Source organism: Alkalihalobacterium alkalinitrilicum (assembly GCF_002019605.1).
In the GTDB taxonomy this organism is placed as follows: Bacteria; Bacillota; Bacilli; order Bacillales; family Bacillaceae_F; genus Alkalihalobacterium; species Alkalihalobacterium alkalinitrilicum.
This window is the reverse complement of record NZ_KV917368.1, coordinates 1620159-1644961: the sequence shown is the minus strand read 5'-3', so window position 1 is coordinate 1644961 and position 24803 is coordinate 1620159. Positions and strand designations below refer to the sequence as shown.

Here is a 24803-nt window from a genome sequence, read left to right as displayed (position 1 = left end):
TAACGAGCTTAGAGTTAGTGAGTTTAACTTCTATAATTATTAACTCAAAAAAATTGAAGGTGATATTGGTGAATGAATAGTTCTTTTTTAGGAACAATTCTTTTTGGAAGTTTAAGCTCAATAAGATTTTACCACTTTTTCAAACGTTATAATCGTGAAGACCATTTTCTCGAAACGTTCTTAGTTTATCCTAATTGGCTTTTAATCATAGGAAAAGTTTTATTGTGGGGAATAAAAAAGTTTCCTAAGTCAATTTCTTGTCCATTATATAGGTTAGCAGCATTTTTATTTGGTGTGTTGATGTTGGGGGTAGTTGTTTTGTTCTGGGGACTTTGGTTTATTGAACCATAAAAAAGAGGCAAAATCTAAAAGTAGATTAGCCTCTTGTATCGTTAACTTTCCTAAATGGAATAATTTTTGTAAACCTTTGGAAATCGAGCAATTCATTTTCTGATTTTATTAATTTCAGAATATCTGCATAAGTTTGTACAGATTGAATAACGTCAATAAACTGGTCTGTAAAAGAACGTTGATCAAGAGAAGCCTTCAAATGAGTATTAAGTGTTACCCAATCAAAGCTTTCAGTTTGATATTCATAGGACTGATTCCAATAGATGTATTGATATCCAATAGGGGAGAGTACAAACTCCTCTTGAACATCGGTAATTTCATTACAAAATTTTATAGCAAGAGCTTTTTCTTCAATCATAAAACAACAATCCTTATAATTCATTTACTTCTACTATTATAGTAAATAGTTGACTAATAAACTACTTGATAAGTTTGGAAGTAGAAGGAACACTTATATTAGTTTTTCAGTGGCTAATCGATCTAAAACGAAACGATCTGTTGTAAAAGCGAGTTCAGGTAGTCGATCATATGAAAAGTAATCGACTTCGCTTAAATCATCGTTAGCTTTGAGTTGGCCGCCAGTAATTTCGGCCAGAAACCAAATTCCTACTGTATGTTGTATAGGATTATGGAAATTAGAGTGAACATCGTAAACTCGGTTTAGTTTGATTTGGAGTCCTGTTTCTTCAAGGAATTCTCGTTTTGTTGCTTCTCTTACATCTTCATCATATTCAACATAACCACATGGAACACACCACTTATTCTTATAACTGATGTTTCGTTTTCCTAGGAGAATTTTTTTATTTTTAATTAGAATAGCTGCTACGCCAACAATTGGATTTTGGTAGAAAGTAAATCCACAATCGATACATTTTGGTTGATTTATGTTTTGCTTACTAAAGAATTCTAGTTTACCACCGCATTTAGGACAGAATTGGTATCGCAAATTTATCACTCCAGAGTATATAAAATCATTTTTACCTTTTTGGTTATAGGGCACACTAAGACAAATTTCATTGGAGAGTGAATAAAAAATGTCAAATGTTAACGGTCAGATACTATTCCTTTAGCTCATAATGAATTGAAAGCCATATTACACGATTTAGAGCAGGCAATTAAAGCTTTTGTTTGTTAATCTCTTCAGTAACGATAAATGCGAGATCATCATTTCCAAAAAGCGATAATATGCCTAGAACTGTATCATTGTCAATTGGGCCTGCTTCCTCTTTAGTAACTGTTAATTTTAATGCTTGTTGTAAAGCTGGATTACTTTCTTGATTAGGGTAAGCTCTTAAGTATAGTTCTTCAGGCTTTAAGTCGTGGTTGACGCACCATTGGGCAAACACGAGAATCATCATTTGTTCATCCTGTTGGAAATTCTGGATAATCTGTTCTTCTAATTGCTTTTTGCTCATTGAAAAATCTCCTTTTTACCAGTATGGTTAATATATTATAACAAAACAATGTCACGTTGTAATGATCGACCCGTAACAGCACTAAGTTAAATAGGTAATACTAAAAAAACATTGAGATGAGAATAAATATACATATGTTCTATTGGATAATAGATAGGGGGCTTCTCATGAGTAGATTAACTGAACTTTACCCTCAAGCAGTTGAACATACGAAGCTGAAAATATATGATGACATTGATCGTTACCTTGAAGCAAAAGAAATACTCCCGACGTATGAGCAATATATCGTTGATCGACGTCATTGTATTGAGCAAATTTGGACTAATGTATGGCTGACTAAAGTAACAAATGATGTACCTAAACGAGAGAAAAAAACATATTTGAGTGATAGTGGTTATGAAGTTGAAGGAGTCGATCGGAAGCTTATTAATCGTTTATTTCGTAATGAAATGAGAACTTATCAACCGTTTGATACTCTTTCTTGGGTTGCCGAAACATTTTCTAGTGATGACAAAGAGTGGGAAGCGCATTATCACCGCATTCGTGATGAGTATTTAAAAAGGAAAGAAGAAGAACTTCTCGCTGAAAAAAGAAGTAATATTAGAGAAGCTATTGAAGCTTTCTCCCAACGTATGATCGAAGAAGAGTATGAGCATTTTTACCTGTATGTTAGATACCATGTTGCGAACCAGTTAGCGAATGATTTTGATAACAACCAGAAATATCCAGCCATTGCGCCATTTAAGATTGAAGAAAAATTGGTTGAGGAAGGCCCGTTCGAACCAGCAAATTATTCGACAGTTGCTACTTTTTTCGATGAACTTACTGGGGCTGTTCATCGAAAATTTCACTGGGAATATGAAACGTACTACTATGCCTATGAGAAGTTGATTGAAGGTTATATTCCTAACCTAGTAGCAAGGAGTATAATGAAGGAATTCCCCCCGTCGCTATTGGATCAGTATAAGGTGGAGTTTAATAAAGATTTGTCTCAACGGTCATTAAGGAAAATGCTAACGGTTTATTTTAATACACTTGAAAGTGATTATTTCAATAGGATACAAGAAGAATATGTATCAGACCTTCTTGAGCTTGCTACCGTTCCTTTTGATTTAGAACGTCATCAAAAAATATATGAAGATGATCTCGAAGATCGAGAACGGAAAAAAGAAGAAGAATTAGCTGAAATTGAACGAAAAAAAGCGTTAGAAGAACGAATGCTTGATGATATATTTGGACGTGAATATAGACCATCGCTCGGTAGGAATATTCAATATGTCTTACATATTGGTGAAACAAATACAGGAAAAACGCATCACGCTTTAGAACGAATGAAAGAAGGGAAGAGTGGTTTATATTTAGCCCCACTCCGCTTATTGGCTCTTGAAATTTTTGATAAATTAAACCATGAGGGTGTTCCGTGCAATCTGAAAACAGGAGAAGAGGAAAAGGAGATCGAAGGAGCTAACCATATTTCCTGTACGGTTGAAATGTTCCATGAAAAAGAGTTTTATGATATCGTCGTTATTGATGAAGCCCAAATGATAGCGGATAACGATCGTGGTTTTTCATGGTTTAAAGCCATTACAAAGGCGAATGCAAAAGAAGTTCATATCATTGCGAGTCATAATGCCGAAACAATGATTATCGAACTTTTAGGAGAATCTAATATTGAAATTTACAAATACTATCGAGAAATTCCTCTTGAAGTTGAATCGAAAGAATTTAGTATGAAGAATACGAGGAAAGGGGATGCACTTGTTTGCTTTTCTAGAAGACGTGTTCTAGAAACGGCCTCTAAACTCCAAAATAATGGCCACTCCGTCAGCATGATTTATGGAAGTATGCCTCCTGAAACGAGAAAAAAACAAATGCAACGTTTTATAGACGGGGAGACAACGGTTATCGTTGCAACGGATGCAATCGGTATGGGATTAAACCTCCCGATCCGTCGAATTGTTTTTTTAGAAAACGAAAAATTTGATGGTACGAGGAGACGGCGACTAACATCACAAGAAGTGAAGCAAATTGCCGGCCGTGCAGGGCGAAAAGGAATTTATGATGTCGGTAAAGTAGCCTTTACAAAAGAAATAAAAAGAATGAAACGTCTATTGGATCAAGAAGATGAGCTCGTATCAACTTTTGCCATTGCACCAACAAACGCTGTTTTTGACCGCTTTCAAAAGTATCACCGTGAACTTGGAACGTTCTTTGAACTTTGGAATAAATTCGAAAGTCCAAAAGGTACGAAAAAAGCAACATTATCTGAAGAACGAGAATTATATACGATGGTCCGTGGTACACAAATTGAAGCAAGGTTATCGATGATGGACCTTTATGGATTTTTACATTTACCTTTTTCAACAAATGAGTCATTACTCACAAAACAATGGCGCAGAGCAATGTCTGCGATAATAAAAGGGGAGGAACTACCAGAACCGATAATTAAGAAGGGTAGTCTGGAAGAAGTGGAGTTGTCTTACAAAGCAGTCGGACTTCACTTATTATTTTTATATCGATTAAATCGGCGAACTGAAGCACTGTATTGGGAACGTGTGCGTGAAGAGATAAGTGATGACGTACACGAACGTTTAAAAACGGATGTTCGTAATATGAGTAAACAATGTAAAAAATGTGGGACAAAGTTAGAGTTAGACTTTTCATTTCCAATATGTGAGGATTGTTATTCATCTAGATATAAAAGAAACGATTACTATTATGAATATTAAAATGAAATAGAGTATTATACGAAAGGTAAAAACAAATGGGGAAGAAGAAAAAATCAAAAAGAAAATCAATGAGAGGACGGTTAATCTTCGTATTTGCCGTTCTCCTTCTTGTGACGGTTTTACATTATCAAACAGAATTAAAAAGAGGCTTAATCCAGTTTTCATTTAAAGATAATTCAATTCCAAGTTGTTATATTCCGATCTATCAGGAAGCTGGGGAGAAATATGATATTCCCTGGAAATTACTTGCCGCAATTCATCGCATTGAAACGAGGTTCTCAACTGTAGACCCCATGGTGAGTTCAGTCGGAGCGGTTGGGCACTTTCAGTTCATGCCGAGAACGTGGGTTGGATGGGGATATCCAGGAACAGATTTAGGAGATATTACAGATGAAGTCGATATTACCGATATCGCACTTATCTCTGAATATGGTGGTTACGGCATGGATGCCTCTGGAAACGGGAAAGCGGACCCTTTTAACGTTGTCGATTCTGCGAACGCAGCTGCCAAATATTTAGCCGATCATGGTGCAGCTAATGATGATCTTGCCAAAGCGGTATTTGCATATAACCATAGTCAAAATTATGTTGATAAAGTGTTGTATTACTATGATCTCTACAACGATGAATACAAAGCCGAAAAGCCTTCTGGATATTGTTATAAATAGGTCGATATCCATTTTAAGCTATCTTTTATTAAATTGAAGAGGATTTGGAGGCGAGCACGTCTAGGGTGTGTTCGCCTAAACAATGTTTCACCGAAGTGATTATGTTGATTTGTTGTCATGATATTACATACTATGTTTTGAATATTGCTCACATGGTTAAATGAATAAATGGGATTAGAGCATTTTTTCAGGGTTAAGCGCTTTTTCAACTTCTTCTGTCAATAATCCTAATTCTTGTAATACTTGTTTTAACGTTTTATTTTCAGTATCTGCTTGCATGCCAATTTGTGCGGTTAGATCATACCCCATCGTTGGACTTAGCCCTGTCACTAAAGACAAGCTCGCTTCCATCCAGTTTTTACATATTTCCTCATTAGCTTGAATTCCATTGATACATTTTGTGGTTAATGTTTGAATAGCATTTGACAGTATATCGATAGATTCTAATAAGGTATATGCAATCACTGGCATCATGACATTAATTTCTAATTGACTTGCCATTCCTGCTGTAGCGATGGCCGCTTCATAACCGATCACTTGGCAACAAACCATATGAACCATTTCTAAGATAGCGGGATTAACTTTCCCTGGCATAATGGTTGAACCTGGCTGCACAGAAGGAAGCGTAATTTCAGCTAACCCTGTTCGAGGCCCTGAGCTTAATAAGCGCAAATCACTTGTGATTTTGATTAAATGAATCACGAGCTCCTTCAATGCTATCATCGTACGAATCGGAGCATTTCTATTTTGCATGAAGCTAAATAAGTTGGTAGGGGCTCGAAATGGCATGTTCGTACGTTTACTAACTTCTTCAATTACTTTTTGTGGATAGTCTGGATGAGTGTTAATCAGGGTACCGATGGCATTACCACCTAAACCAATTTCATAAAGCGGATCGACAGTTGATTCGATTTGACGGTATCCAAACTGTATTGTACCTGCATATCCAGAGAATTCTTGTCCTAAACGTATGGGAACCGCATCATGTAAATGAGTTCTTCCTGTTTTGAGAATGTGCATAAACTGATTTGATTTGTTTTGAAGCTCTTGTTGTAATTGCAGTACAGCAGGAAGTAATCTTTGAACGACATTTTCAACTGCAGCTATATTGAGCGCAGATGGAAAAGTATCGTTTGTTGATTGAGACATATTAACATGATCGTTCGGATGTACTCGAAACGTATTCATTGAAGGATCTATTGACCCACCTAATAACTCTGTCGCACGATTGGCAATTATCTCGTTGGCATTCATATTTTGTGACGTTCCAGCTCCAGCTTGATAAACATCAATAATAAATTGATGGTCCCATTTTCCGTGTATCACTTCATCTGCTGCTTCTATAATGGCATTTCCTATGTTCTCAGGAAGTTTCCCTAACTCTACGTTTGTTTGAGCGGCTGAAGCTTTAATAATTCCTTGTGCTTTAATAAAAGAACGAGGGAGGCGCTTACCACTAATTTGAAAATTTTCAAATGCCCTTTGGGTTTGTGACCCATAATAGGCAGTAGTTGGAACAAGTATCTCGCCAATAGTGTCTTTTTCTTTACGGAATTGATTGGAATGTACCATGGTTCTCTCCTTAAGTATCAATCATTTTGGATATGTGTAATGTTAAAGGTTATTGTTTCCGCAGATGGTATAATTTATTTGTTTGTATTTTTTAAGGTTTTTAATTTAAAGTACCGAATGTATCTAGAAGGGGTGCTTAATTAGGTAAAGTCTAATGCGATTTGTATTGATTTCACAACAGTAGGGGTTGATACGAGTCAATTAGTCGTTAAGAAAGAGTGTGAAAAAGAAATACGTTATTTAGACGCACCTGTAAGCGGAGGACCAGAAGGAACTGAACAGGGGACGTTGACAATTATGATCGGTGGAAATGAGACGGCATTTGATAACGTTCTACCTTCCAAAAAGTTTTAAGAAGCAAACCACTTTACGACTTGCTTCTTAAAACTTCTAAAATGCTATAGAAAATCCATATCACTGCTGTAATGCGGCTTCAAGTGCTTGAATAACAAGAGTGTCATCTGGCTTTATTTTACTCTCAAAACGTTCAAGAAGCTCGCCATCACGAGAAATTAGAAATTTTTCAAAGTTCCATTGAACTGGCTCATTAGAATCTATTAAGTGCTGAAACAAAGGATGAGTTTCTTCTTTTCCTGCATGAACTTTATCGAAAACTTCGAAGGAAACCCCATAGTTCACTTGGCAAAACTCAACAATATCTTCTACCGTACCAGGCTCCTGTCCACCAAAGTCATTCGATGGAAAGGCGAGAATTTCAAAACCCTGTTCTTTATATTTTTGATAAATCGTTTCAAGTTGTTCATATTGTGATGTAAACCCACATTTTGATGCAACATTAACTATTAGGAGAACTTTGCCTTCATATTCTTGGAGTGTTTTTTCTTTACCATCAGCTGTTGTGACACTTATAGTATAAATAGAGTTCTTTGTCATCGCTTCATCACCATTCCCTTCATTTACAAACACTTGTTGCCCGCAAGCACTTACTAAAAGAAAGCACAAAAGAAAGACGAGTAACCGCAAAATGGACCACCTTCTTCATGAGGAAAATAAATTCCAATTATATACAGTAAAAGTATAGTACATTAAGAAGTACAACTCAAACAATGTGGTATTTCTATCATCGAAGATATATTATACTTAAGATATTCTTAAGATAATAGTAACGTAGTCAAAATTAGATGCGACAAATTGAAAGACTATGCTGTCATATATAAATTAAAGCTGATAGTAGATATTGCGGAGGATTACATATGAAGTATTTAATTGTTTTTAGTTCTTCACATGGGACAACTGAAAAGGCATCGCAGCTTCTATGTAAATATTTTGATGGTGAGATTGATCTAGTAGATTTGAATAAAGGCGAACCACAACTAGATTTCCAACTGTACGATCGAATTATTATTGGTGGATCCATTCATATGGGTTCCATTCAAAGGAAAGTGAAACAGTTTATAGATGCCCATTTCGAGACATTGCTGATGAAAAACATTGGGTTATTTCTTTGTTGTATGAACGAAGGAGAGTTAGCAAAGCAGCAGTTTAATGCGGTATATCCTCTAAAGTTACGAGAACATTCCAAAGTGAATGGCCTGTTCGGTGGTGAACTATTATTTTCGCAAATGAACTTTTTAGAGCGACAAATTATAAAAAAAATAAAAGGCATTAGTAGTGACGTTTCCAACCTAAATGAAAATTCTATAAAGGAATTTGCCAATAGCTTTCATCTGAAGGATTAATAGAAATAATAGACACTTCAGAATATTATCAACTACAAAGGAGAGACATAACAAATATTTTTAGTACAATGGTACTTTTTGCAAGCCTTATATAAAACTGTTGATACGTTAATTTTTGCCTCACCGTTTGAAATGTTAATTTAACATGCATTTCAGGAACTGAAAGGTTGAAAAAATAGCCTGAAATGAACGAGAACATAAACTTGTTCACTGATTTCAGGCTATTTTTTCGGTAATGATTCCAAATTTACCAATTCACTAAAAAAAGGATGGTGCTCTTAATGAAATTTTTCCATACTGCTGATTGGCATCTTGGAAAGTTGGTACAAGGTGTTTATATGACAGAAGATCAAAAATATGTACTTGATCAATTTATTACAGAAATTGAAAAAGAAGAGCCGGATGCGGTGATCATTTCAGGTGATTTATATGACCGTTCGATTCCACCGACTGAGGCTGTTGATTTGCTTGATGAAGTGTTAGAAACGATAGTTTTAAAATTGAAAGTTCCTGTCCTTGCAATTGGTGGAAATCATGATGGTCCTGAGCGTCTCGATTTTGGTCGGAAAATTATGAAAGCAAACGGTTTTCATATTATAGGTCAATTTACGAATACGTTTGAACCTGTTGTTTTACAAGATGAACATGGAGAAGTTCATTTTCATTTAGTTCCATATGCGGAACCAAGTAAAGTTAAATACGAATTACAATTAGAAGATATTCGTTCACACGATCAAGCGATGAAGGCTGTCGTCGATAAAATTGTCGAGAATATGGATCAAAAGGCTAGACATATTTTTGTGGGACATGCTTTCGTAACTCCTTTCGGCGAAGAAAAACCGAATACGAGTGACTCTGAACGCCCACTAGCAATTGGTGGTGCTGAACATGTAAATGCAAGTCTATTTGATCGTTTTCATTACACTGCGTTAGGACATTTGCATCAAGCTCATCATGTTGGAAATGAGAAAATCCGTTATGCGGGTTCACTATTAAAGTATTCTATATCTGAAGAACATCATAAAAAAGGCTTTTATGTAGTAGATATAGATGATCAAGGTGAGATTTCGGTTGAAAAACGGTTACTCGAACCCAAAAGAAACGTTCGAACGGTAGAAGGGAAAATGGACGAAATTGAAAAGCACGAACGAAATGAGGATTATGTGTTTGTTCGATTATTAGATGAAAGTCCTGTATTATCACCGATGGAGCGTATTCGATCGGTTTATCCGAATGCGATGCATGTAGAAAGAGTAATTTCCTTTTTAACTACAAATGAAGGAAATGCAGAAATAATGGCTCGATCAAAAATGGATGAACTATCCCTCTTTAGAGCGTTTTATAAAGAAGTCAAAGGGTCTGACATTACCAAAGAAACAGAACAACTCTTTGGCGAAGTATTACAAGAAACGATTAGATTAGAGGGTGGTAGAAAATGAGACCAATCAAAATTATTTTAACTGCGTTTGGGCCTTATAAGCAAAAGGAAGTTATTGATTTTAGAGATCTAAATGAACACCGTTTGTTTGTAATATCAGGTAATACAGGCGCTGGAAAAACAAGTATTTTTGATGCGATTTGCTTTGCATTATATGGTGAGGCAAGTGGAGAAGACCGTAATGATGCGAGGATGCTAAGAAGTCATTTTGCAGCAGACGATGATCATACTTCCGTTGATTTTGAATTCGAACTTCGTGGTCGAACCTATCGTGTGTTTAGACAGCTTGCTCATATAAAAGGTACAAATAAAACCGCCACAGGTGATAAATATGAATTATATGAACTTACTGGAGATCAGGAAACATTGTTAGTCGATCGTTTAACAGTAAGTCAGGTGAATGAAAAACTCCAGCAAATTATCGGTCTAACGAAGGATCAATTTAGCCAAATTGTTATGCTTCCTCAAGGAGAATTTCGTAAATTATTAACTTCTGAAACTGAAGATAAAGAAGAAATCCTTCGAAAGATTTTTAAAACAGGCCTCTTTAAACAAATGACGGAAAAGTTAAATGAAAATAGGGTTTCATCACAAAAAGTGTATGAAGAACAAAAACAAGAACGCGATCTTCACATCAAAAGCATCAAACAAAACTTGCCAAACCGGATAGAATCCCATTTTAGTGAAGTAATTGAACAAGAAAACTACAATACCCATCAAGTTCTTGAAGCTTTAGGTCATGAAATGCACTATTATCAACAAGAAACGGAACAACAGAAAAAGCATTTTACAGAACAGAATAAGCAACTCCAAGAAAAAACAACCCAATTTCATAATGCAAAAACAATAAATGAACGTTTTGATCATCTTGATATGAAACGAGAGCAAAAAGAAGCACTAAAGAATAAGCGTCCAGCAATTGATAAAAAAGAACAACAACTGAAATTAGCTGAGTTAGCTAGCAAATTAGAAGTGCATGAGGAACATTATAATGAGCTAGATCAAGAAGTAAAAGAGATGGATATTCAACTTGAGAATGCCAATCTTGAACACATCCGTTCAGTGGAAAAAATAAAGACTGCGAAAGAGGTATTTAAAAAAGAAGAAGAGAAACACAAACAACGTGAACAAGCAACTATACTGGTTAATAAACTAAAAGAATGGGTTCCAAAAGTAGTTCAACTGGATGAAAAAGGATTGGCGTTAAATAGTATGAAAGTGGCGGTTGAACGATTAATGCAACAAAACCAAAATCTGACTATCAAGATTTCAGATCAAAAAGCCGAAAAACTAAAAATTGTCAAAGTGATCAAACGCTTAGAAAACAATAACCAAGGGTATACGAATAAAGTTGATCATCTTCAAGAAATCAAAACACAAACGAAAAGTGTAAATGATTTTTTGCAATTGGTTGAAATGCAAACAAAAATATCAACTGAAATGATTAATGAAGAAACGAAATATGTATCAATTAAAAAAGACTACGATACATTGGAAGCTCATTGGATCGAAGGACAAGCTAGTTTATTAGCTGAGCATCTTCATGCTGGAGAGCCCTGTCCAGTATGTGGGAGCGCTGAACATCCAGAACGTGCAGTTCGTCAAGAGGATGTTCCAACAAAAGAAATATTAGAACAAAAAAGAAAAGTAAAAGAAATGGCTGAGGCAACTTATAGAAGGCTACAATCTGATTTAAGTTCGATTAACTCCCAGATAGAGACAAAGCAACTAGAAGTCACAGATCTCAAACTTCCAATTGATGAATTAGGCGTTACGTTGCATAAATTAATTGAGGATGAAAAACAGCTTGAAAAAGAGTTGATTCAACTTAAAATGGAGCAAAAAGAAATTGAACAAAAGAAAAAGGAAAATGAGCGGTTAGAGAAAATGATCGAAACGACAGAAACTGAAAGATTACAAGTTGAAAAACAGTATAATGAAACTGTTGTAGCATATGAAAAGGCAACAACATCGTTTGAACAACTTGTAAATGATATACCTGAGTCGTTACAATCTCTAGAAATGCTTCGTATTGAAATAAAAGAAAAAGAAGAAGAAAAACAAAAATTAGAACATCAGTGGAAAGTTGTGCAGGAACAGCTTACTGAAGCAAATGAACGGTATTTTAAAGCAAAATCGACTGTTGAAAATTTTACAAAACAACTAGAACTAACGAAAGATAAGAAAGAAAAAGCTTATAAAAAGTTTAATAATGAACTCCTCGCTGCTGGATTTTTAACGGAAGAAGAGTTTCGTCAAGCAAAACTCTCAAAAATAAAACGCGAGGCAATGAAAGAAGAAATTCAAACATATAAGACTGAAGTAACAACTGTGCAAAAACAAATTACAGAGCTCAAAACTGAACTAATAGGTAAAGAACGATACGATCTTGGTGCCCTACAAAAAGAAATTCACCAATTAGAGCAAATCCTTGAAACTTTAAGATTAGCTTATATCGAGAACGATAACTTGGTGAAGCTTATTGATAAAGGAATGAGAGATATTGAGTCTGCGAATAAAAAGGTGAAAGATTCGGAGCAAACTTATTACATTCATAAAGACCTTTATGACGTTGTTCGTGGGGATAACGCAAAAAAAATATCGTTTGAAAGGTATTTACTTATCGAGTTCCTCGAACAAATTGTGCAAGTCGCAAATCAACGATTGACTCGTCTTTCGAATGGTCAGTTCCAGCTCGTTCGTAGTGATCGGCTTGAAAAAAGGGGAAAGCAAAGTGGACTTAGTTTAGATGTGTATGATAATTATACTGGTCAAAAACGGGATGTAAAAACATTATCAGGTGGAGAGAAATTTAATGCTTCACTTAGTTTAGCGCTCGGAATGGTTGATATTATTCAATCCCATCAGGGCGGGATTTCCATTGAAACGATGTTCATTGATGAAGGTTTCGGTTCGTTAGATGAAGAATCATTAAGTAAAGCGATCGATACACTTATTGAGCTTCAACAATCAGGGAGACTAATTGGTGTTATATCACATGTGCAAGAACTTAAACAAGCGATCCCCGCTATTTTAGACGTCAGAAAGACAAAGGAAGGACACAGTCAAACAGCATTTGTAATAAAATAATAGTTAATGTTCTACAAAGTATCTTACCGTTTGGTGAGGTACTTTCGTTTTTATTCCGCCACAACTGGCAGTAATGCCTCCACGACAAGGCTTCGAGGAGTTAAAGAAGGATATGTGTGGAAAGGGAGAAACCCCTCACTGCTGGAAGTTTCACCTGATTTCATTTTTTACGATTATAATTCTTTGATAAGGTACGGAAAGCTCTTTTTTTTGTATATAGTTAACATAATTCTAAACAAAAAGTTAATTTTCTGAAAATTAATTAAAGACAACATACCAACCGGTAGGTATAATAGATATAGAAAGGGATACTTTATTTTTATTATGTCTGGGGGAATTTATATATGCATTTACGATTAACTGAAGAACAAAGAATGGTTCAAAAGACGATTCGCAAGTTTGTAGAAAATGAACTAATGCCATTGGAAAATGAAGTGCTCCGAAATGAGCGAGCAGGTAGACCTAGTCTCTCTGAAGAACAAATGAAAGCGCTTCAACTAAAAGCGAAAGAGTTTGGTTTTTGGGGGATTAATACACCAGCTGAATACGGTGGTGCTGATCTCGGAAATATGATGCTAGCGATTGTTACGATGGAAGTTTCAAAGACTTTTGTTCCTTTTAAATTCGGTGGAACGGCAGATAATATCCTATACTATGCTAATGAAGAACAAAAACAAAAATACTTAATTCCGACGATAAATGGTGACAAAAAGTCATGTTTTGCGATGACAGAACCTAGTGCTGGTTCAGATACGCGTAATATTAAAATGACAGCTGTAAAAGACGGAAATGAATGGGTTTTGAATGGGGAAAAAACGTTTATTACAGGTGGAAATGACGCAGATTTCGTAATGGCCATTGCAATCACAGATAAAGAGAAACATAAACAAACAGGTACAGAAGGAATTACTTGTTTTATCGTGGACCGCGATATGGGGTGGAGATCTGAGTATATAGATACAATGGGAGAATGGGGACCAGCTGGCTTAGTTTTTGAGAATGTTCGTGTTCCTGAAGAAAATATATTAGGTGAACTTCATAAAGGATATCAACTTGGGTTAGAGTGGATTGGTTTTGCACGTTGGTTTGTTGGAGCCGTTGCAGTCGGTGCTTCGGAACGATTATTGCAAATGGCGATTGATTACTCTAAAGAGCGCGAAACATTTGGAAAACCAATCTCTGAAAGACAAGCTATTCAGTGGCAAATTGCTGATTCAGCAGTTGAAATTGAAGCGGCTAGATGGCTAGTACTTAATGCGGCATTTACACTTGATGAAGGTGAAGATAATCGTCATTTAGCTTCAATTGCAAAATTATATGGTTCGAATATTGGGAACAAGGTAATTGATCGTGTTCTCCAAATTCATGGGGGTATGGGATATACGAGAGAGCTTCCAATTGAACGGTGGTATCGTGAAGCTAGAGTATGGAGAATTTACGATGGTACGGATGAAATCCAACGATTAATCATTTCTAGAAATTTATTAAAAGGCAATGTAAAATTAGGTCAATTTATCTAACGGTTAATTTTAGCTGAATGCTGTATTGAGGTGAAAACGATGTTAAACGAAATGATAGGAAAACGATCAAAAAAAGTAAAAAACGTAGTTGAAAGAGGAGCTGTAAAAAAGTTTGCTGATGCAATTGGAGACTTACATCCCATTTATTTCGACGAAGAGACGGGTAAACAATCAAAATATCAAAATAATATTGCCCCTCCTACATTTCCTCGTGTTTTTGATTTTGGTGAAATAGAGGGAGCGAACCTTCCAAGTGTAGGACTCATCCATGGTGAACAGCGTTATCATTATGAACGGCCTCTATTAGTTGGTGAAGAAGTATTTTGTTATTCAGAGATTACTGACTATGTAGAAAAATCTGGTCAGAGTGGTTGGATGGGGTTTATAACATTTAATAGATACGGTGAAGATCAAGAAGGTAATCTAATTTTTACAGAAAAAATGGTTGGAATTATTACAGAAGCTGTTAGAAAGGGGATAGGGAAGTGAATAGATTAAGAGATTTACAAATCGGCGAAGCGTTAGAAGAAGTTCAACTCCCACCCGTTTCTAGAATGGATTTAATTAAGTATTCTGGGGCTTCTGGTGACTTTAACCCCATTCATACTATTGATGAAGAGGCAACAAAATCGGGATTGCCAGGTATCATTGCTCACGGAATGTGGACGATGGGTAATTTAGCAAAGTTGTTTACTGCACATTATGAAGAAGGATATATTCAAGACTACAATATCCGCTTTAAAGGAATGGTATTTTTAAATGATGTCATTACCTTAAAAGCAAGCTTAATAGAAGTGAATTTAGGAGAACTAACCTTCGATGTAAAAGCTCTGAAGCAAACAGATCAGGAAGTACTTAAAGGAAAAGTCATTTTTAAATTAGATGTATAGTGCAGGGTAAGTCAGGCTGACTCCAATGTTTTGCAACTTTTAGAAGAGAGATCTTCTATTAGAAGTATGAACATATATGAGTCAGCCTTATTTATGCAGTTAAAATTTGATTAACATACTTTTTTATGACCCCATGAAGCACCGATAATGATCAATAAGATGAACAGAACCACGATCAGTGCAAAGCCACCACCTCTTGGTCGAAATCCTGCAGGAGACACATGTGTAGGGCCATAACCAAATCCTGGTGAAGTATGAGCGCAACCTGGTAGAACAGGACTTACAGGGTAAGCATCGCATCCGTATCCAAACATTGTAACACCACCTTTCTTGTCAGGTAGTACATTGTATGTATAAATGTCTAGAAGAGTTAATAATAATAATAATTGGAGGGGGATTATTATTATTTAACTGAATGCAATTAAATTCCTCGAAACGACTGTAACTATTGCGTTTTTTGGAAAAATAATGTCAGTTAGTATTCGTTGCTAATTTCTCAAAATTAGGCTTGTTATTAGGAAACGTAAAACAAGAATTGCCGTCAAATGAATTGAGGTGAAAGAAATGGTTGAATATGCACGTAATTTTTTTATCGCAGTTTTTTTAGGTTGTATATTGTTCGGCCTCTTTATTATTGGAACAGGTTCTGCTAATGCTGCTGAGGGAGCGCCGGATAGTTCCCACCAACCCTTGACGGTTGTACAAAAAAGTGTAGTGTATCAAGTTGGTGAGAGCAGTTAACCTTGGTTGGCAAATGACGATAAGAACTATGTATGATATTCTTGGTGATGAACATACATAAAATCAGATTTACTGTGCTTATGAGGATTTTGTAAACCGATAAGGAAAATGTCCGCTGAAAGTACAAACACCCCGTACCACTTTTGCAGTAGAACGGGGTGTTTCTTGTGCGTTATTTTTATCCCGCAACAACTAAATGAACACAAACGTGTGGTCCTCAACAAACCATCAGTGGGAGACAAGGAAAACCTATCCTGATGGAAGTTTCACTTTATAGATTATGAAGTTCAATGACTGATTTGACATATTTATTATGTATTGAGTTTTTTTTAATAGTTATGATACACTATCAACCATTAAGAATTTTGTCGAAAAGGTGTAATTTGTGAAAATATATAAAATATTAAATAACAATGCTGTAGTTATAAAAGAAAATGATCAAGAGAAAATTGTTATGGGTTCGGGAATTGCTTTTCAGAAAAGGAAGAACGATATAATTAACAGGAATAAGATTGATAAAATATTCGTTATGAATGAAGGAAATAAAAAGTTCCAAGAATTATTAAGAACGTTACCTGAAGTTCACATTCAAATCGCTGAGGATATAATTAGCTATGCGGAGGGGGAATTACAAGTCCCATTGAGTGATCACATTCATATTTCTCTAACGGATCATCTTTCATTTGCTATTGAACGCTATCGACAAGGATTTCAAATTCAAAATAAATTACTAAACGAAATAAAAAATTTATATAAAAAAGAGTTTGAAATTGGGAAGTGGGCCATTGGTTACATCGCTGAAAAATTGGATCTTGAGTTGCCGATCGATGAAGCTGGACATATTGCTCTTCATATTCATACAGCCAAACTTGGCAGCGGTAATATAGCAAGTACCCTACAGCAAACGACGATCATAAGTGAAATGATGGAAATTATCCACCAAGAACTTGGTATCGACCTTGATGAAAATACGATCTCGTATCAACGGTTATTAACCCACTTAAGGTTTGCACTGACAAGAATTGAAAATGATGAACCATTTCAAATGATGGATCCTGATATGTTAGAAATTATTCAAACAAAATATCAAGAAGCTTTTGATATTGCGGGGAAAGCAGCGGTTTTTATTGAAAAAGAATATAATATTCAGTTACCCGCTTCTGAAATGGGGTATATATCCTTACATATCCAACGATTAATATCGTAATAGCAAAAATAATATTTAGGTTTGGTTTCACTTTATGATGAAATGAGTCTAGAGATAGTTTTTTTCTTGTTGACGAATATTAATTTTCAGATTACAATGAAAGCGTTAATAATTATATATGGTAGGATTGTTACTGGTTAAGCAGGCAAGACCTAAAATGCGTAAAAAGGAATTCCTTTTTCTATAGAGGGGTATTCTATGCATTTTAGGTCTTTTCTTTTTGTCTTAAAACCATTAAATGATCAATATTAAAGACTAAGGAGTGAATACAATGAACCATAAAGATGTAGCTCTACAACTCATTCCTCTATTGGGAGGTGTGGACAACATTATTAGTGCAACACATTGTGCAACACGTTTACGGATTGTTTTACAAGATGACTCAAAAGCACAAAAGGATAAAATTGAAGAATTAGAAGGTGTTAAAGGAGCTTTCTTAAGCTCTGGACAATTTCAAATCATATTTGGAACAGGAATAGTTAACAAAGTGTATGCACCATTTTCTGAAGAAGTCGGATTAAAAGAAAAAGAAGCCGTAGTTCATTCAGAAGCAGTGAAACAGAAGATGAATCCATTTGCTAGATTTGCTCGTACTTTATCGAACATCTTCGTACCAATTATTCCTGCGATCGTTGCAGCGGGCCTTTTAATGGGACTACTTGGAATGCTTCGCACGTTTGAATGGGTTGCGCCTGACAGTGCTCTCATCGTACTACTCGATATGTTTTCAAGTGCAGCCTTTATCATTCTTCCTATATTAATCGGTGTCAGTGCAGCTAAGGAGTTTGGTGGAAACCCGTATTTAGGGGCGGTTATTGGTGGTATTATGACCCATCCTGCGCTATTAAATCCTTGGGGTTTAGGAAATGCTGAACCCGAAATGTTGCCGTTCTTAGGTTCTGAAATTACTTTGATTGGTTACCAAGGAACGGTTATCCCCGTTTTGCTTGCAGTGTACTTTATGAGTAAAATTGAAAAAGCACTTAGAAAAGTGGTTCCCAATGCAGTCGATTTACTCGTCATTCCTTTTATAACCATTATTGCGACTGGTTTCGTTTCTCTAATGATTATCGGGCCACTGGGTACATTTGTAGGGGATGGAATTACAACAGTTCTTAACTTCGTTTACGATCATGTTGGATTTGTCGCTGGATTATTGTTTGGTGGAGCATACTCACTTATTGTTTTAACTGGGGTACATCACAGTTTCCATGCAATTGAAGCAGGCTTAATTGCAAGTATCGGAATTAACTACCTGCTACCAATTTGGTCAATGGCAAACGTTGCGCAAGGTGGAGCAGGACTGGCTGTTTTCTTTAAAACTAAACGAGCAAAAACAAAAGAAATCGCACTACCTTCTGCATTTTCGGCTTTCTTAGGAATTACAGAGCCTGTCATCTTTGGAGTGAACTTAAGATATCGTAGACCATTTATTGGGGCGATGATTGGTGGAGCTTTGGGTGGAGCGTATGTTGTATTTATGAATGTAGCCGCAACAGCTTACGGACTAACTGGTATACCGATGATTGCAATTGTATTACCACTTGGAACCATTAATTTAATGAACTATTTAATTGGATTTGCAATTGCTTTAGTCGGTGCCTTTGTAGCTACATGGATCTTAGGATTTAAAGAGGAAGAGAAATAACAGTTGAATAATGAAGAACTGGCTGTGTTGGCCTGTTCTTTTCTCAACTTGGATCGGAGGTTCTTTTATGAAAAAAGGAGTTGTCTCTTTAGGTGAGGCTTTAATCGATTTTATCCCTTTAGATAACGAAAATTTCTCGTACCAAAAAAGCGCTGGAGGTGCGCCAGCGAACGTTGCAGTTGGTTTAGCGCGACTAGGGACTAAATCGACGTTCCTCGGTAAAGTCGGTAAAGATGTGTTAGGACATTTCTTAAAAAGTACTTTAAGTGAATATGGTGTTAATACTGAGCATATGTACTTAGACGAAAAGACAAGAACTGGTGTAGTATTCGTCACATTATCAGCAAATGGAGAACGGAGTTTTGACTTTTACATCAATCCGAGTGCCGATCAAATGCTAAAGATCGATGAAATACCACCAGATTTATTTGATCAAAATAAAATTCTTCATTTCGGTTCCATTAGTTTAATTAATGAGCCTGTACGATCAGCAACGAAAAAAGCAGTAACGCTTGCAAAAGAAAAAGGAATGCTTATTTCATATGATCCAAATTTACGCCTTAACTTATGGCCAAATGAAGAGGCAGCCCGAATGGGTATTTTATCAATGCTCGATCAAGTAGATGTACTAAAAGTTTCTGAAGAAGAATTAGAATTCATTACTGGTAAAAAAGATTTATCAAAAGGGTTAGAAGCATTAGCGATTTATCAAATTCCACTGATATTCATAACCTTAGGAGAAAATGGCAGTATTGTTTATATAAATGGTGAACGGCAATCGGTTCCTGCTATGAAAGTAGATGCTATTGATACAACTGGTGCAGGAGATGCCTTCGTATCAGGGATATTATATCTACTTAATCAAACTGAGAATGATTTAGGGGTACTCACAATGAATGAGGTCGTAGAAATGGTGAAGTTTGCGAGTATATCAGGTGGATTAGCAGCTTCTACTAAAGGGGCAATGACAGCTTTACCTACGTTGAAACAAGTTGAGGAAATTCTTCAAAGTTTGTAAAAAGGAGGAGTGTTCGTGCATGGATCGAAATTATGATCTCATACGTCAAGCCGAGGAAATGTTCAAAAAATATAAGGATGTTGTTAATGAAGATGAATATCGCCTGCATTTTCATTTGATGCCACCTGTTGGCCTACTTAATGATCCGAATGGTTTTATTCAATGGCAGGGAAGATACCATTTATTTTACCAGTGGAATCCTTTTCAAACCGCACATGGAGCTAAATTTTGGGGGCATTACAGTTCAAGTAATTTAGTTGATTGGCGAAAAGAAAAAATTGCCCTTGCACCGAGTGAATGGTATGAAAAGAATGGCTGTTATTCGGGTAGTGCGGTAGAGGATAATGGGATTCTTAAACTTCTATATACAGGTAACGTTAAAGATGAATACGGAAATCGAGAAACGTATCAATGTTTAGCGGAATCAGAAAACGGAGTCGATTTTATCAAAAAAGGAGTTGTACTCCGCTTGCCAGAAGGGTATAGTGCGCATTTTCGTGATCCAAAAGTTTGGAAAAGGAATGAAAAATGGTTTATGGTAATCGGAGCTCAAACAAAACAACTTGAAGGACGAGCTGTTTTATTCGCTTCTAATAATCTTGAAGATTGGACCTTGATTGGAGATGTAGCTGGTACCAACTTAAATGGGTTACAAAATTTTGGATATATGTGGGAATGTCCTGATTTGTTTCGGCTAGGTGATAATGATATATTACTGGTTTCCCCTCAAGGGCTGCAGCGTACAGGGATGTTATATCAAAACGTCTATAATACAGGTTACTTTATCGGAACACTAGATTATGAAACGGGAAAGCTAGAACACGGTAATTTTCAAGAGCTTGATCGCGGCTTTGAATTTTACGCACCACAAACAACGGTAGACGAAAAAGGAAGAAGGCTATTATTTGGTTGGATGGGTGTTCCTGAACAAGATGAGGATTTGCACCCAACGATTTCTCACCATTGGATCCATGCAATGACGATACCTCGTGAACTAAAGCTTGTTAATGGTCAGATCTATCAGAACCCTGTTGAAGAACTAAAAAAACTTAGAAGAAATAAGGTTTCTAAAAATAATGCCATCGTTCATGAAGAAAAAAAGACTTTTGCTAGTTTTGAAGGGACAGCTTATGAACTTCTAATAAATATCCATGAAATAAAAGCTGAAGCATTTGAAATTATATTAAAAGATAGTGTGTGGATTATATATAACAAGAAAGAATGTGTTTTCACACTTGAAAGAAAAAGCATGAAGACTGGTGAACCTGAAATTCGCCAATGTAAACTTAGTAATTTAAGTATTATACAAATTTTTGTGGATACATCATCAATTGAAATATTTCTTAACGATGGACAAGAAGTATTTACTTCTCGAATGTTTCCTAGTGTAAAAAATCCAAATATTACCTTTGGATCTTACCATGGTAAAGTCTTATGTTCGATACAAAAGTGGGACCTGCATCAACAATAACAAAAATTAGGTAAACATCAGCCACGGAGTACCCAAGCAAAATAAATAATCTAACAATCTTATAGCCCATTTTTGAAAAATTTTATATATTAAAGTACCTGATAGTGAATAGGATAAATTCATATCACGTAAAATCATTTAGTTTGAAGATTTAAACTTGGTACAATAAAAGACTTAGCTAGAAAAATACCGAAGTTAATTAAACGGTGATTTGCATGGTTGGGTCTTATTTTTCTAGCAAAGTGGGGATCCATGATGACGAGTCTTTTAATTAAAAATGCAGAAATAGTAAGCATGAATCAAAATGAAGAAATCATATATGGAGATATCTATATAGAAAACGAACAAATTATGGCGATCGGTAAAGATCTTTCGTTAGGTCATGTTAACAAAGTTATTGATGCAAGAGGACGAACTGTCATTCCAGGTTTTGTACAAACTCATATCCACTTATGCCAAACTCTTTTTCGTGGGAAAGCTGATGATCTAGAACTAATGAATTGGCTTAAACAAAAAATATGGCCTTTAGAAGCAGCCCATGATAAAGAATCAATTTATTATTCAGCAATGCTTGGAATTGGAGAATTAATTCAAAGTGGTACAACGACGATTGTTGATATGGAAACGGTGTACCATACGGAGTTTGCTTTTCAAGCGATTGCTACTAGCGGTATTCGAGCATTATCTGGCAAAGTTATGATGGATAAAGGAGATGAAGTGCCGAAACGATTACAAGAAAATACAAAGGAGTCAATCCGAAAAAGTGTCGACTTATTAGAACAGTGGAACGATTTTGATGGTGGAAGGATTAAATATGCATTTTCACCTCGTTTCGTTGTTTCTTGTACTGAAGATTTGTTAAAAGAAGTAAGTCAACTTTCAAACTTCTATCAAGTTTATGTTCATACACATGCTTCAGAAAATCGTGGTGAAATTGAAATAGTAGAAAGAGAAACTGGAATGCGTAACATTATGTATTTAGACTATCTGGGTCTTGCTAATGAACGTCTAATTTTAGCACATTGTATATGGTTAAATGATGATGAGAAGAAGGTTATCAAAGAAAAAGGTGTAAAAGTAAGTCACTGTCCAGGTTCTAATTTAAAGCTTGCTTCAGGTATTGCTGAAGTACCACATTTATTAAAGGAAAACATTTCTGTAAGTTTAGGAGCCGACGGTGCTCCGTGTAATAATAATTTAGATATGTTTAATGAAATGAGACTCGCTGCACTTATTCAAAAGCCAATGCATGGACCGACAGTTATGGATGCTAAAACAGTTTTTAAAATGGCAACAATCGGAGGAGCAAAAGCGATCGGGATGGAAGAAGAAATTGGAAGTATTGAAGTGGGTAAAAAAGCAGACCTCGTCATCTTAAACTTAAACAATTTTCATACGTATCCATCTTTTGATGTAGATCCAATCTCAAGAATTGTTTATTCGGCTTCACGAGCGGATGTTGAGACAACAATTATTAATGGAAAAATTGTTATGGAAAATCGTCGGATGAAGACAATTGATAAAAATATCGTCTTACATGAGGCCAACCAGTCGATACGAAGATTAATGAAAAAAGTTCCTACGATTATTTAGTAGTAAAAACCGATTTTCAACTTACTTCAACATTAAGGATTTTGTAATGGTTTTCCATGTTCTGTATAAGGACGGGGACATTCTTGCAAGATGCATCTGATCTTTATACCTTTGTTACGTCGTACCCAGAAGTTTAACTGAATGCCTTCATGTATAAAAAGGACACCCTCAGCTAATAAATCCATGTTAAAAAGTAAATAGAGGACATGAGAGGAAATATCACCCATCTTTTCATTGTTTTTTTGATTGAATTAATAAATTTCCATTTTAATATAATGATTGTCACTTTCCTTTCATAAGCATTAGTTAGGCCTGTTCGATTAAATAAGAAAGGTCAGCGTAGAAATGGAAGGGATTAAAGGATTTACGAGCTAATATTAACATTTACTAACCCTGAAATATTGGGCACAGGACATCTTTTCAATTAACTAAAGAAAAGATTAATAGGGAGGAGGAGACGTCCTTTTTGTTTTTGTCTTACTGGAAAAATAAGTTTCAACATGATGTCGTAGCTGGGCTTGTCGTTGCAATCTTAATTATCCCCCAAGCAATTGCATATGCTATTTTAGCAGGTGTTCCCCCAGTTGTAGGGTTATACTCAGCAACGATTCCAGTCTTGATCTATCTTTTGTTTGGGACTTCACCGCATCTCTCGGTAGGCCCTGTTGCAATCGTATCCCTCTTAATTTTCTCGGGTGTATCATCAATCGCGGTGCCAGGCACCGATGAGTATTTTAGTCTTGTTATCACGGTTACACTTTTTGTTGGACTTTTACAAGTATTTTCCTCTATTTTTCATTTTGGAAAATTAATTGAATGGATTCCATATAGTGTGATAAAAGGGTTTACATCAGCATGTGCAATCCTTATCGCTTTTAGTCAATTAGAGAATTTAATTGGTTTTTCATTAGGTCATTCTACTTCTATCGTTCATACCGTATATGCACTTTTTACGAACATAAATAACATACATATAGCAACTTTTTTAATAGGATTGATCAGCATTTTGCTTATTTTGACCTTAAATTCTGTTGATAAAAAGCTACCTACACCGTTGTTTGTAGTCGTTATTTGCACCGCTAGTGTCTCGTTTTTTCAATTAGACCATTTCGGGGTCCCAATCATTGGTCAATTACCACAAGGCTTTCCGACATTTACAGTGCCAGTGTTTACTGGGGAGATCTTAAAGGCAATTTTACCAACAGTTATCATTATTGCATTTATTGGTTATATCGAATCAATTGCAGTTGCTAAAGTCATTGCAAAAAAGGAAAGGTACAATATTGGTGTGAACAAGGAGCTTACAAGTTTAGGACTAGCAAATACAGTAGGTTCTTTTTTCTCGAGTATTCCAATTGCTGGTGGAATATCACGATCTGCCGTTAATTATGATTCAGGCGCGAAAACAAAAATGGCTAGTTTGATCACTACATTATGCATTTTCCTAACACTACTATTTTTCACACCACTATTTTACTATTTACCGAAACCGACGTTAGCTGCAATAATAATGGTTGCAATAGCAAAATTGATAAACATAAAAGAATTATGGTTAACCTTTAAAATGAATAAAAATGATGGGATATTATTAATGGCTACGCTGTCAGTAACGTTACTTTATGGACCAGAATGGGGAATTTTAACGGGTTGTACTGCCGGAATTATTTTGCAATTAATAAAGATGAAATTTTTTTATACGAGGTAAGTTAATGTAGTGAAGTTAACTGGAACCACTACTACAGAAAAATCATG

Annotated in this window: 23 protein-coding genes; 17 read left to right on the top strand and 6 right to left on the bottom strand. The window is 35.6% G+C overall.

Translation table 11 applies throughout. From position 1 onward, the window contains the following. Nucleotides 1–72: 72 nt before the first annotated feature. Complete coding sequence (locus tag BK574_RS07705) at nt 73–351, top strand: hypothetical protein (RefSeq protein WP_078428183.1); 279 nt, start codon at nt 73–75, stop codon at nt 349–351. A 25-nt stretch (nt 352–376) separates the two neighbouring features. Here the strand turns inward: BK574_RS07705 and BK574_RS07700 are convergent, their stop codons facing one another. The 3 genes from BK574_RS07700 to BK574_RS07690 all read right to left on the bottom strand — a co-directional run bounded on the left by BK574_RS07700 (nt 377) and on the right by BK574_RS07690 (nt 1766). Then, nucleotides 377–709, bottom strand: coding sequence for a hypothetical protein (locus BK574_RS07700; RefSeq protein WP_078428182.1), 333 nt, complete (start codon nt 707–709; stop codon nt 377–379). A gap of 93 nt (nt 710–802) precedes the next feature. After that, the gene (locus tag BK574_RS07695) at nt 803–1297 is read right to left on the bottom strand and encodes a nucleotide triphosphate diphosphatase NUDT15 (RefSeq protein WP_218970555.1); all 495 of its coding nucleotides are present in this window, start codon (nt 1295–1297) and stop codon (nt 803–805) included. Between the two features lie 169 nt (nt 1298–1466). Then, the gene (locus BK574_RS07690; protein WP_078428181.1) at nt 1467–1766 is read right to left on the bottom strand and encodes a hypothetical protein; all 300 of its coding nucleotides are present in this window, start codon (nt 1764–1766) and stop codon (nt 1467–1469) included. A gap of 167 nt (nt 1767–1933) precedes the next feature. On the opposite strand from BK574_RS07690, the gene BK574_RS07685 reads away from it, so the two are divergent. Together BK574_RS07685 and BK574_RS07680 are read left to right on the top strand one after the other, a co-directional pair. Beyond that, entirely contained in the window at nt 1934–4495 is a 2562-nt protein-coding gene (locus BK574_RS07685; RefSeq protein WP_078428180.1) for a DEAD/DEAH box helicase, read from the top strand. Nucleotides 4496–4563: 68 nt separating this feature from the next. Continuing rightward, on the top strand, nt 4564–5163 hold the full coding sequence (locus BK574_RS07680; RefSeq protein WP_075388962.1) for a lytic transglycosylase domain-containing protein: 600 nt from the start codon (nt 4564–4566) through the stop codon (nt 5161–5163). Between the two features lie 174 nt (nt 5164–5337). On the opposite strand, the gene BK574_RS07675 is transcribed toward BK574_RS07680, so the two are convergent. Continuing rightward, nucleotides 5338–6735 (bottom strand): class II fumarate hydratase, encoded by a 1398-nt coding sequence (locus BK574_RS07675; RefSeq protein WP_078428179.1) that lies wholly within the window; start codon nt 6733–6735, stop codon nt 5338–5340. Between the two features lie 159 nt (nt 6736–6894). Between BK574_RS07675 and BK574_RS26945 the strand changes: the two genes are divergently transcribed. Then, nucleotides 6895–7089, top strand: coding sequence for an NAD(P)-binding domain-containing protein (locus tag BK574_RS26945; RefSeq protein ID WP_142248057.1), 195 nt, complete (start codon nt 6895–6897; stop codon nt 7087–7089). Nucleotides 7090–7149: 60 nt separating this feature from the next. Here the strand turns inward: BK574_RS26945 and BK574_RS07665 are convergent, their stop codons facing one another. Continuing rightward, a complete protein-coding gene (locus BK574_RS07665; RefSeq protein ID WP_075388963.1) occupies nt 7150–7629 on the bottom strand; it encodes a glutathione peroxidase in 480 nt (159 codons plus the stop codon). A 320-nt stretch (nt 7630–7949) separates the two neighbouring features. Here BK574_RS07665 and BK574_RS07660 point away from each other — a divergent pair, with 320 nt between their 5' ends. The 6 genes from BK574_RS07660 to BK574_RS07635 all read left to right on the top strand — a co-directional run bounded on the left by BK574_RS07660 (nt 7950) and on the right by BK574_RS07635 (nt 15373). Beyond that, complete coding sequence (locus BK574_RS07660) at nt 7950–8435, top strand: flavodoxin domain-containing protein (protein ID WP_075388926.1); 486 nt, start codon at nt 7950–7952, stop codon at nt 8433–8435. Between the two features lie 281 nt (nt 8436–8716). After that, nucleotides 8717–9874 (top strand): exonuclease SbcCD subunit D, encoded by a 1158-nt coding sequence (locus BK574_RS07655; RefSeq protein ID WP_078428178.1) that lies wholly within the window; start codon nt 8717–8719, stop codon nt 9872–9874. After that, nucleotides 9871–12963 carry an AAA family ATPase gene (locus BK574_RS07650; protein WP_078428177.1) on the top strand — a complete coding sequence of 1031 codons (3093 nt, stop codon included), beginning with the start codon at nt 9871–9873 and terminating at the stop codon, nt 12961–12963. The genes BK574_RS07655 and BK574_RS07650 overlap by 4 nt, the downstream gene beginning before the upstream one ends. Nucleotides 12964–13307: 344 nt before the next feature. After that, nucleotides 13308–14483 (top strand): acyl-CoA dehydrogenase family protein, encoded by a 1176-nt coding sequence (locus tag BK574_RS07645; RefSeq protein WP_078428176.1) that lies wholly within the window; start codon nt 13308–13310, stop codon nt 14481–14483. A 39-nt stretch (nt 14484–14522) separates the two neighbouring features. Continuing rightward, nucleotides 14523–14972: a MaoC family dehydratase N-terminal domain-containing protein gene (locus tag BK574_RS07640; protein ID WP_078428175.1), complete on the top strand. Its 450-nt coding sequence runs from the start codon at nt 14523–14525 to the stop codon at nt 14970–14972. Further along, on the top strand, nt 14969–15373 hold the full coding sequence (locus BK574_RS07635) for a MaoC/PaaZ C-terminal domain-containing protein (RefSeq protein WP_078428174.1): 405 nt from the start codon (nt 14969–14971) through the stop codon (nt 15371–15373). Before BK574_RS07640 ends, BK574_RS07635 begins: the two co-directional genes overlap by 4 nt. 110 nt (nt 15374–15483) lie before the next feature. Here the strand turns inward: BK574_RS07635 and BK574_RS29205 are convergent, their stop codons facing one another. Beyond that, nucleotides 15484–15687 carry a YjcZ family sporulation protein gene (locus BK574_RS29205; protein ID WP_075388932.1) on the bottom strand — a complete coding sequence of 68 codons (204 nt, stop codon included), beginning with the start codon at nt 15685–15687 and terminating at the stop codon, nt 15484–15486. 250 nt (nt 15688–15937) lie between these two features. Between BK574_RS29205 and BK574_RS27415 the strand changes: the two genes are divergently transcribed. The 7 genes from BK574_RS27415 (at nt 15938) to BK574_RS07600 (ending at nt 24756) form a co-directional block, all read left to right on the top strand. Beyond that, nucleotides 15938–16114 carry a hypothetical protein gene (locus tag BK574_RS27415; RefSeq protein ID WP_158211586.1) on the top strand — a complete coding sequence of 59 codons (177 nt, stop codon included), beginning with the start codon at nt 15938–15940 and terminating at the stop codon, nt 16112–16114. A 385-nt stretch (nt 16115–16499) separates the two neighbouring features. Next, nucleotides 16500–17321, top strand: a complete 822-nt coding sequence (locus BK574_RS07625) for a PRD domain-containing protein (protein WP_078428173.1) — start codon at nt 16500–16502, stop codon at nt 17319–17321. A gap of 271 nt (nt 17322–17592) precedes the next feature. Next, nucleotides 17593–18969, top strand: a complete 1377-nt coding sequence (locus BK574_RS07620; protein WP_078428172.1) for a sucrose-specific PTS transporter subunit IIBC — start codon at nt 17593–17595, stop codon at nt 18967–18969. A gap of 67 nt (nt 18970–19036) precedes the next feature. Beyond that, the gene (locus tag BK574_RS07615; protein WP_078428171.1) at nt 19037–19987 is read left to right on the top strand and encodes an aminoimidazole riboside kinase; all 951 of its coding nucleotides are present in this window, start codon (nt 19037–19039) and stop codon (nt 19985–19987) included. 19 nt (nt 19988–20006) lie between these two features. Then, complete coding sequence (locus BK574_RS07610) at nt 20007–21458, top strand: sucrose-6-phosphate hydrolase (RefSeq protein ID WP_078428170.1); 1452 nt, start codon at nt 20007–20009, stop codon at nt 21456–21458. Nucleotides 21459–21713: 255 nt separating this feature from the next. After that, a complete protein-coding gene (locus BK574_RS07605; RefSeq protein ID WP_078428169.1) occupies nt 21714–23051 on the top strand; it encodes a 5'-deoxyadenosine deaminase in 1338 nt (445 codons plus the stop codon). A 472-nt stretch (nt 23052–23523) separates the two neighbouring features. Beyond that, nucleotides 23524–24756, top strand: a complete 1233-nt coding sequence (locus tag BK574_RS07600) for a SulP family inorganic anion transporter (protein ID WP_158211585.1) — start codon at nt 23524–23526, stop codon at nt 24754–24756. Nucleotides 24757–24803 lie beyond the last annotated feature (47 nt).

Coding starts and splice junctions, on each gene's coding strand:
- BK574_RS07645 (WP_078428176.1), top strand. CDS start 13,308: ATGCATTTACGATTAACTGAAGAACAAAGAATGGTTCAAAAGACGATT.
- BK574_RS07700 (WP_078428182.1), bottom strand. CDS start 709: ATGATTGAAGAAAAAGCTCTTGCTATAAAATTTTGTAATGAAATTACC.
- BK574_RS07605 (WP_078428169.1), top strand. CDS start 21,714: ATGACGAGTCTTTTAATTAAAAATGCAGAAATAGTAAGCATGAATCAA.
- BK574_RS07690 (WP_078428181.1), bottom strand. CDS start 1,766: ATGAGCAAAAAGCAATTAGAAGAACAGATTATCCAGAATTTCCAACAG.
- BK574_RS07640 (WP_078428175.1), top strand. CDS start 14,523: ATGTTAAACGAAATGATAGGAAAACGATCAAAAAAAGTAAAAAACGTA.
- BK574_RS27415 (WP_158211586.1), top strand. CDS start 15,938: ATGGTTGAATATGCACGTAATTTTTTTATCGCAGTTTTTTTAGGTTGT.
- BK574_RS07680 (WP_075388962.1), top strand. CDS start 4,564: ATGAGAGGACGGTTAATCTTCGTATTTGCCGTTCTCCTTCTTGTGACG.
- BK574_RS07685 (WP_078428180.1), top strand. CDS start 1,934: ATGAGTAGATTAACTGAACTTTACCCTCAAGCAGTTGAACATACGAAG.
- BK574_RS07675 (WP_078428179.1), bottom strand. CDS start 6,735: ATGGTACATTCCAATCAATTCCGTAAAGAAAAAGACACTATTGGCGAG.
- BK574_RS29205 (WP_075388932.1), bottom strand. CDS start 15,687: ATGTTTGGATACGGATGCGATGCTTACCCTGTAAGTCCTGTTCTACCA.
- BK574_RS07665 (WP_075388963.1), bottom strand. CDS start 7,629: ATGACAAAGAACTCTATTTATACTATAAGTGTCACAACAGCTGATGGT.
- BK574_RS07610 (WP_078428170.1), top strand. CDS start 20,007: ATGGATCGAAATTATGATCTCATACGTCAAGCCGAGGAAATGTTCAAA.
- BK574_RS07620 (WP_078428172.1), top strand. CDS start 17,593: ATGAACCATAAAGATGTAGCTCTACAACTCATTCCTCTATTGGGAGGT.
- BK574_RS07655 (WP_078428178.1), top strand. CDS start 8,717: ATGAAATTTTTCCATACTGCTGATTGGCATCTTGGAAAGTTGGTACAA.
- BK574_RS07650 (WP_078428177.1), top strand. CDS start 9,871: ATGAGACCAATCAAAATTATTTTAACTGCGTTTGGGCCTTATAAGCAA.
- BK574_RS07660 (WP_075388926.1), top strand. CDS start 7,950: ATGAAGTATTTAATTGTTTTTAGTTCTTCACATGGGACAACTGAAAAG.
- BK574_RS07615 (WP_078428171.1), top strand. CDS start 19,037: ATGAAAAAAGGAGTTGTCTCTTTAGGTGAGGCTTTAATCGATTTTATC.
- BK574_RS07705 (WP_078428183.1), top strand. CDS start 73: ATGAATAGTTCTTTTTTAGGAACAATTCTTTTTGGAAGTTTAAGCTCA.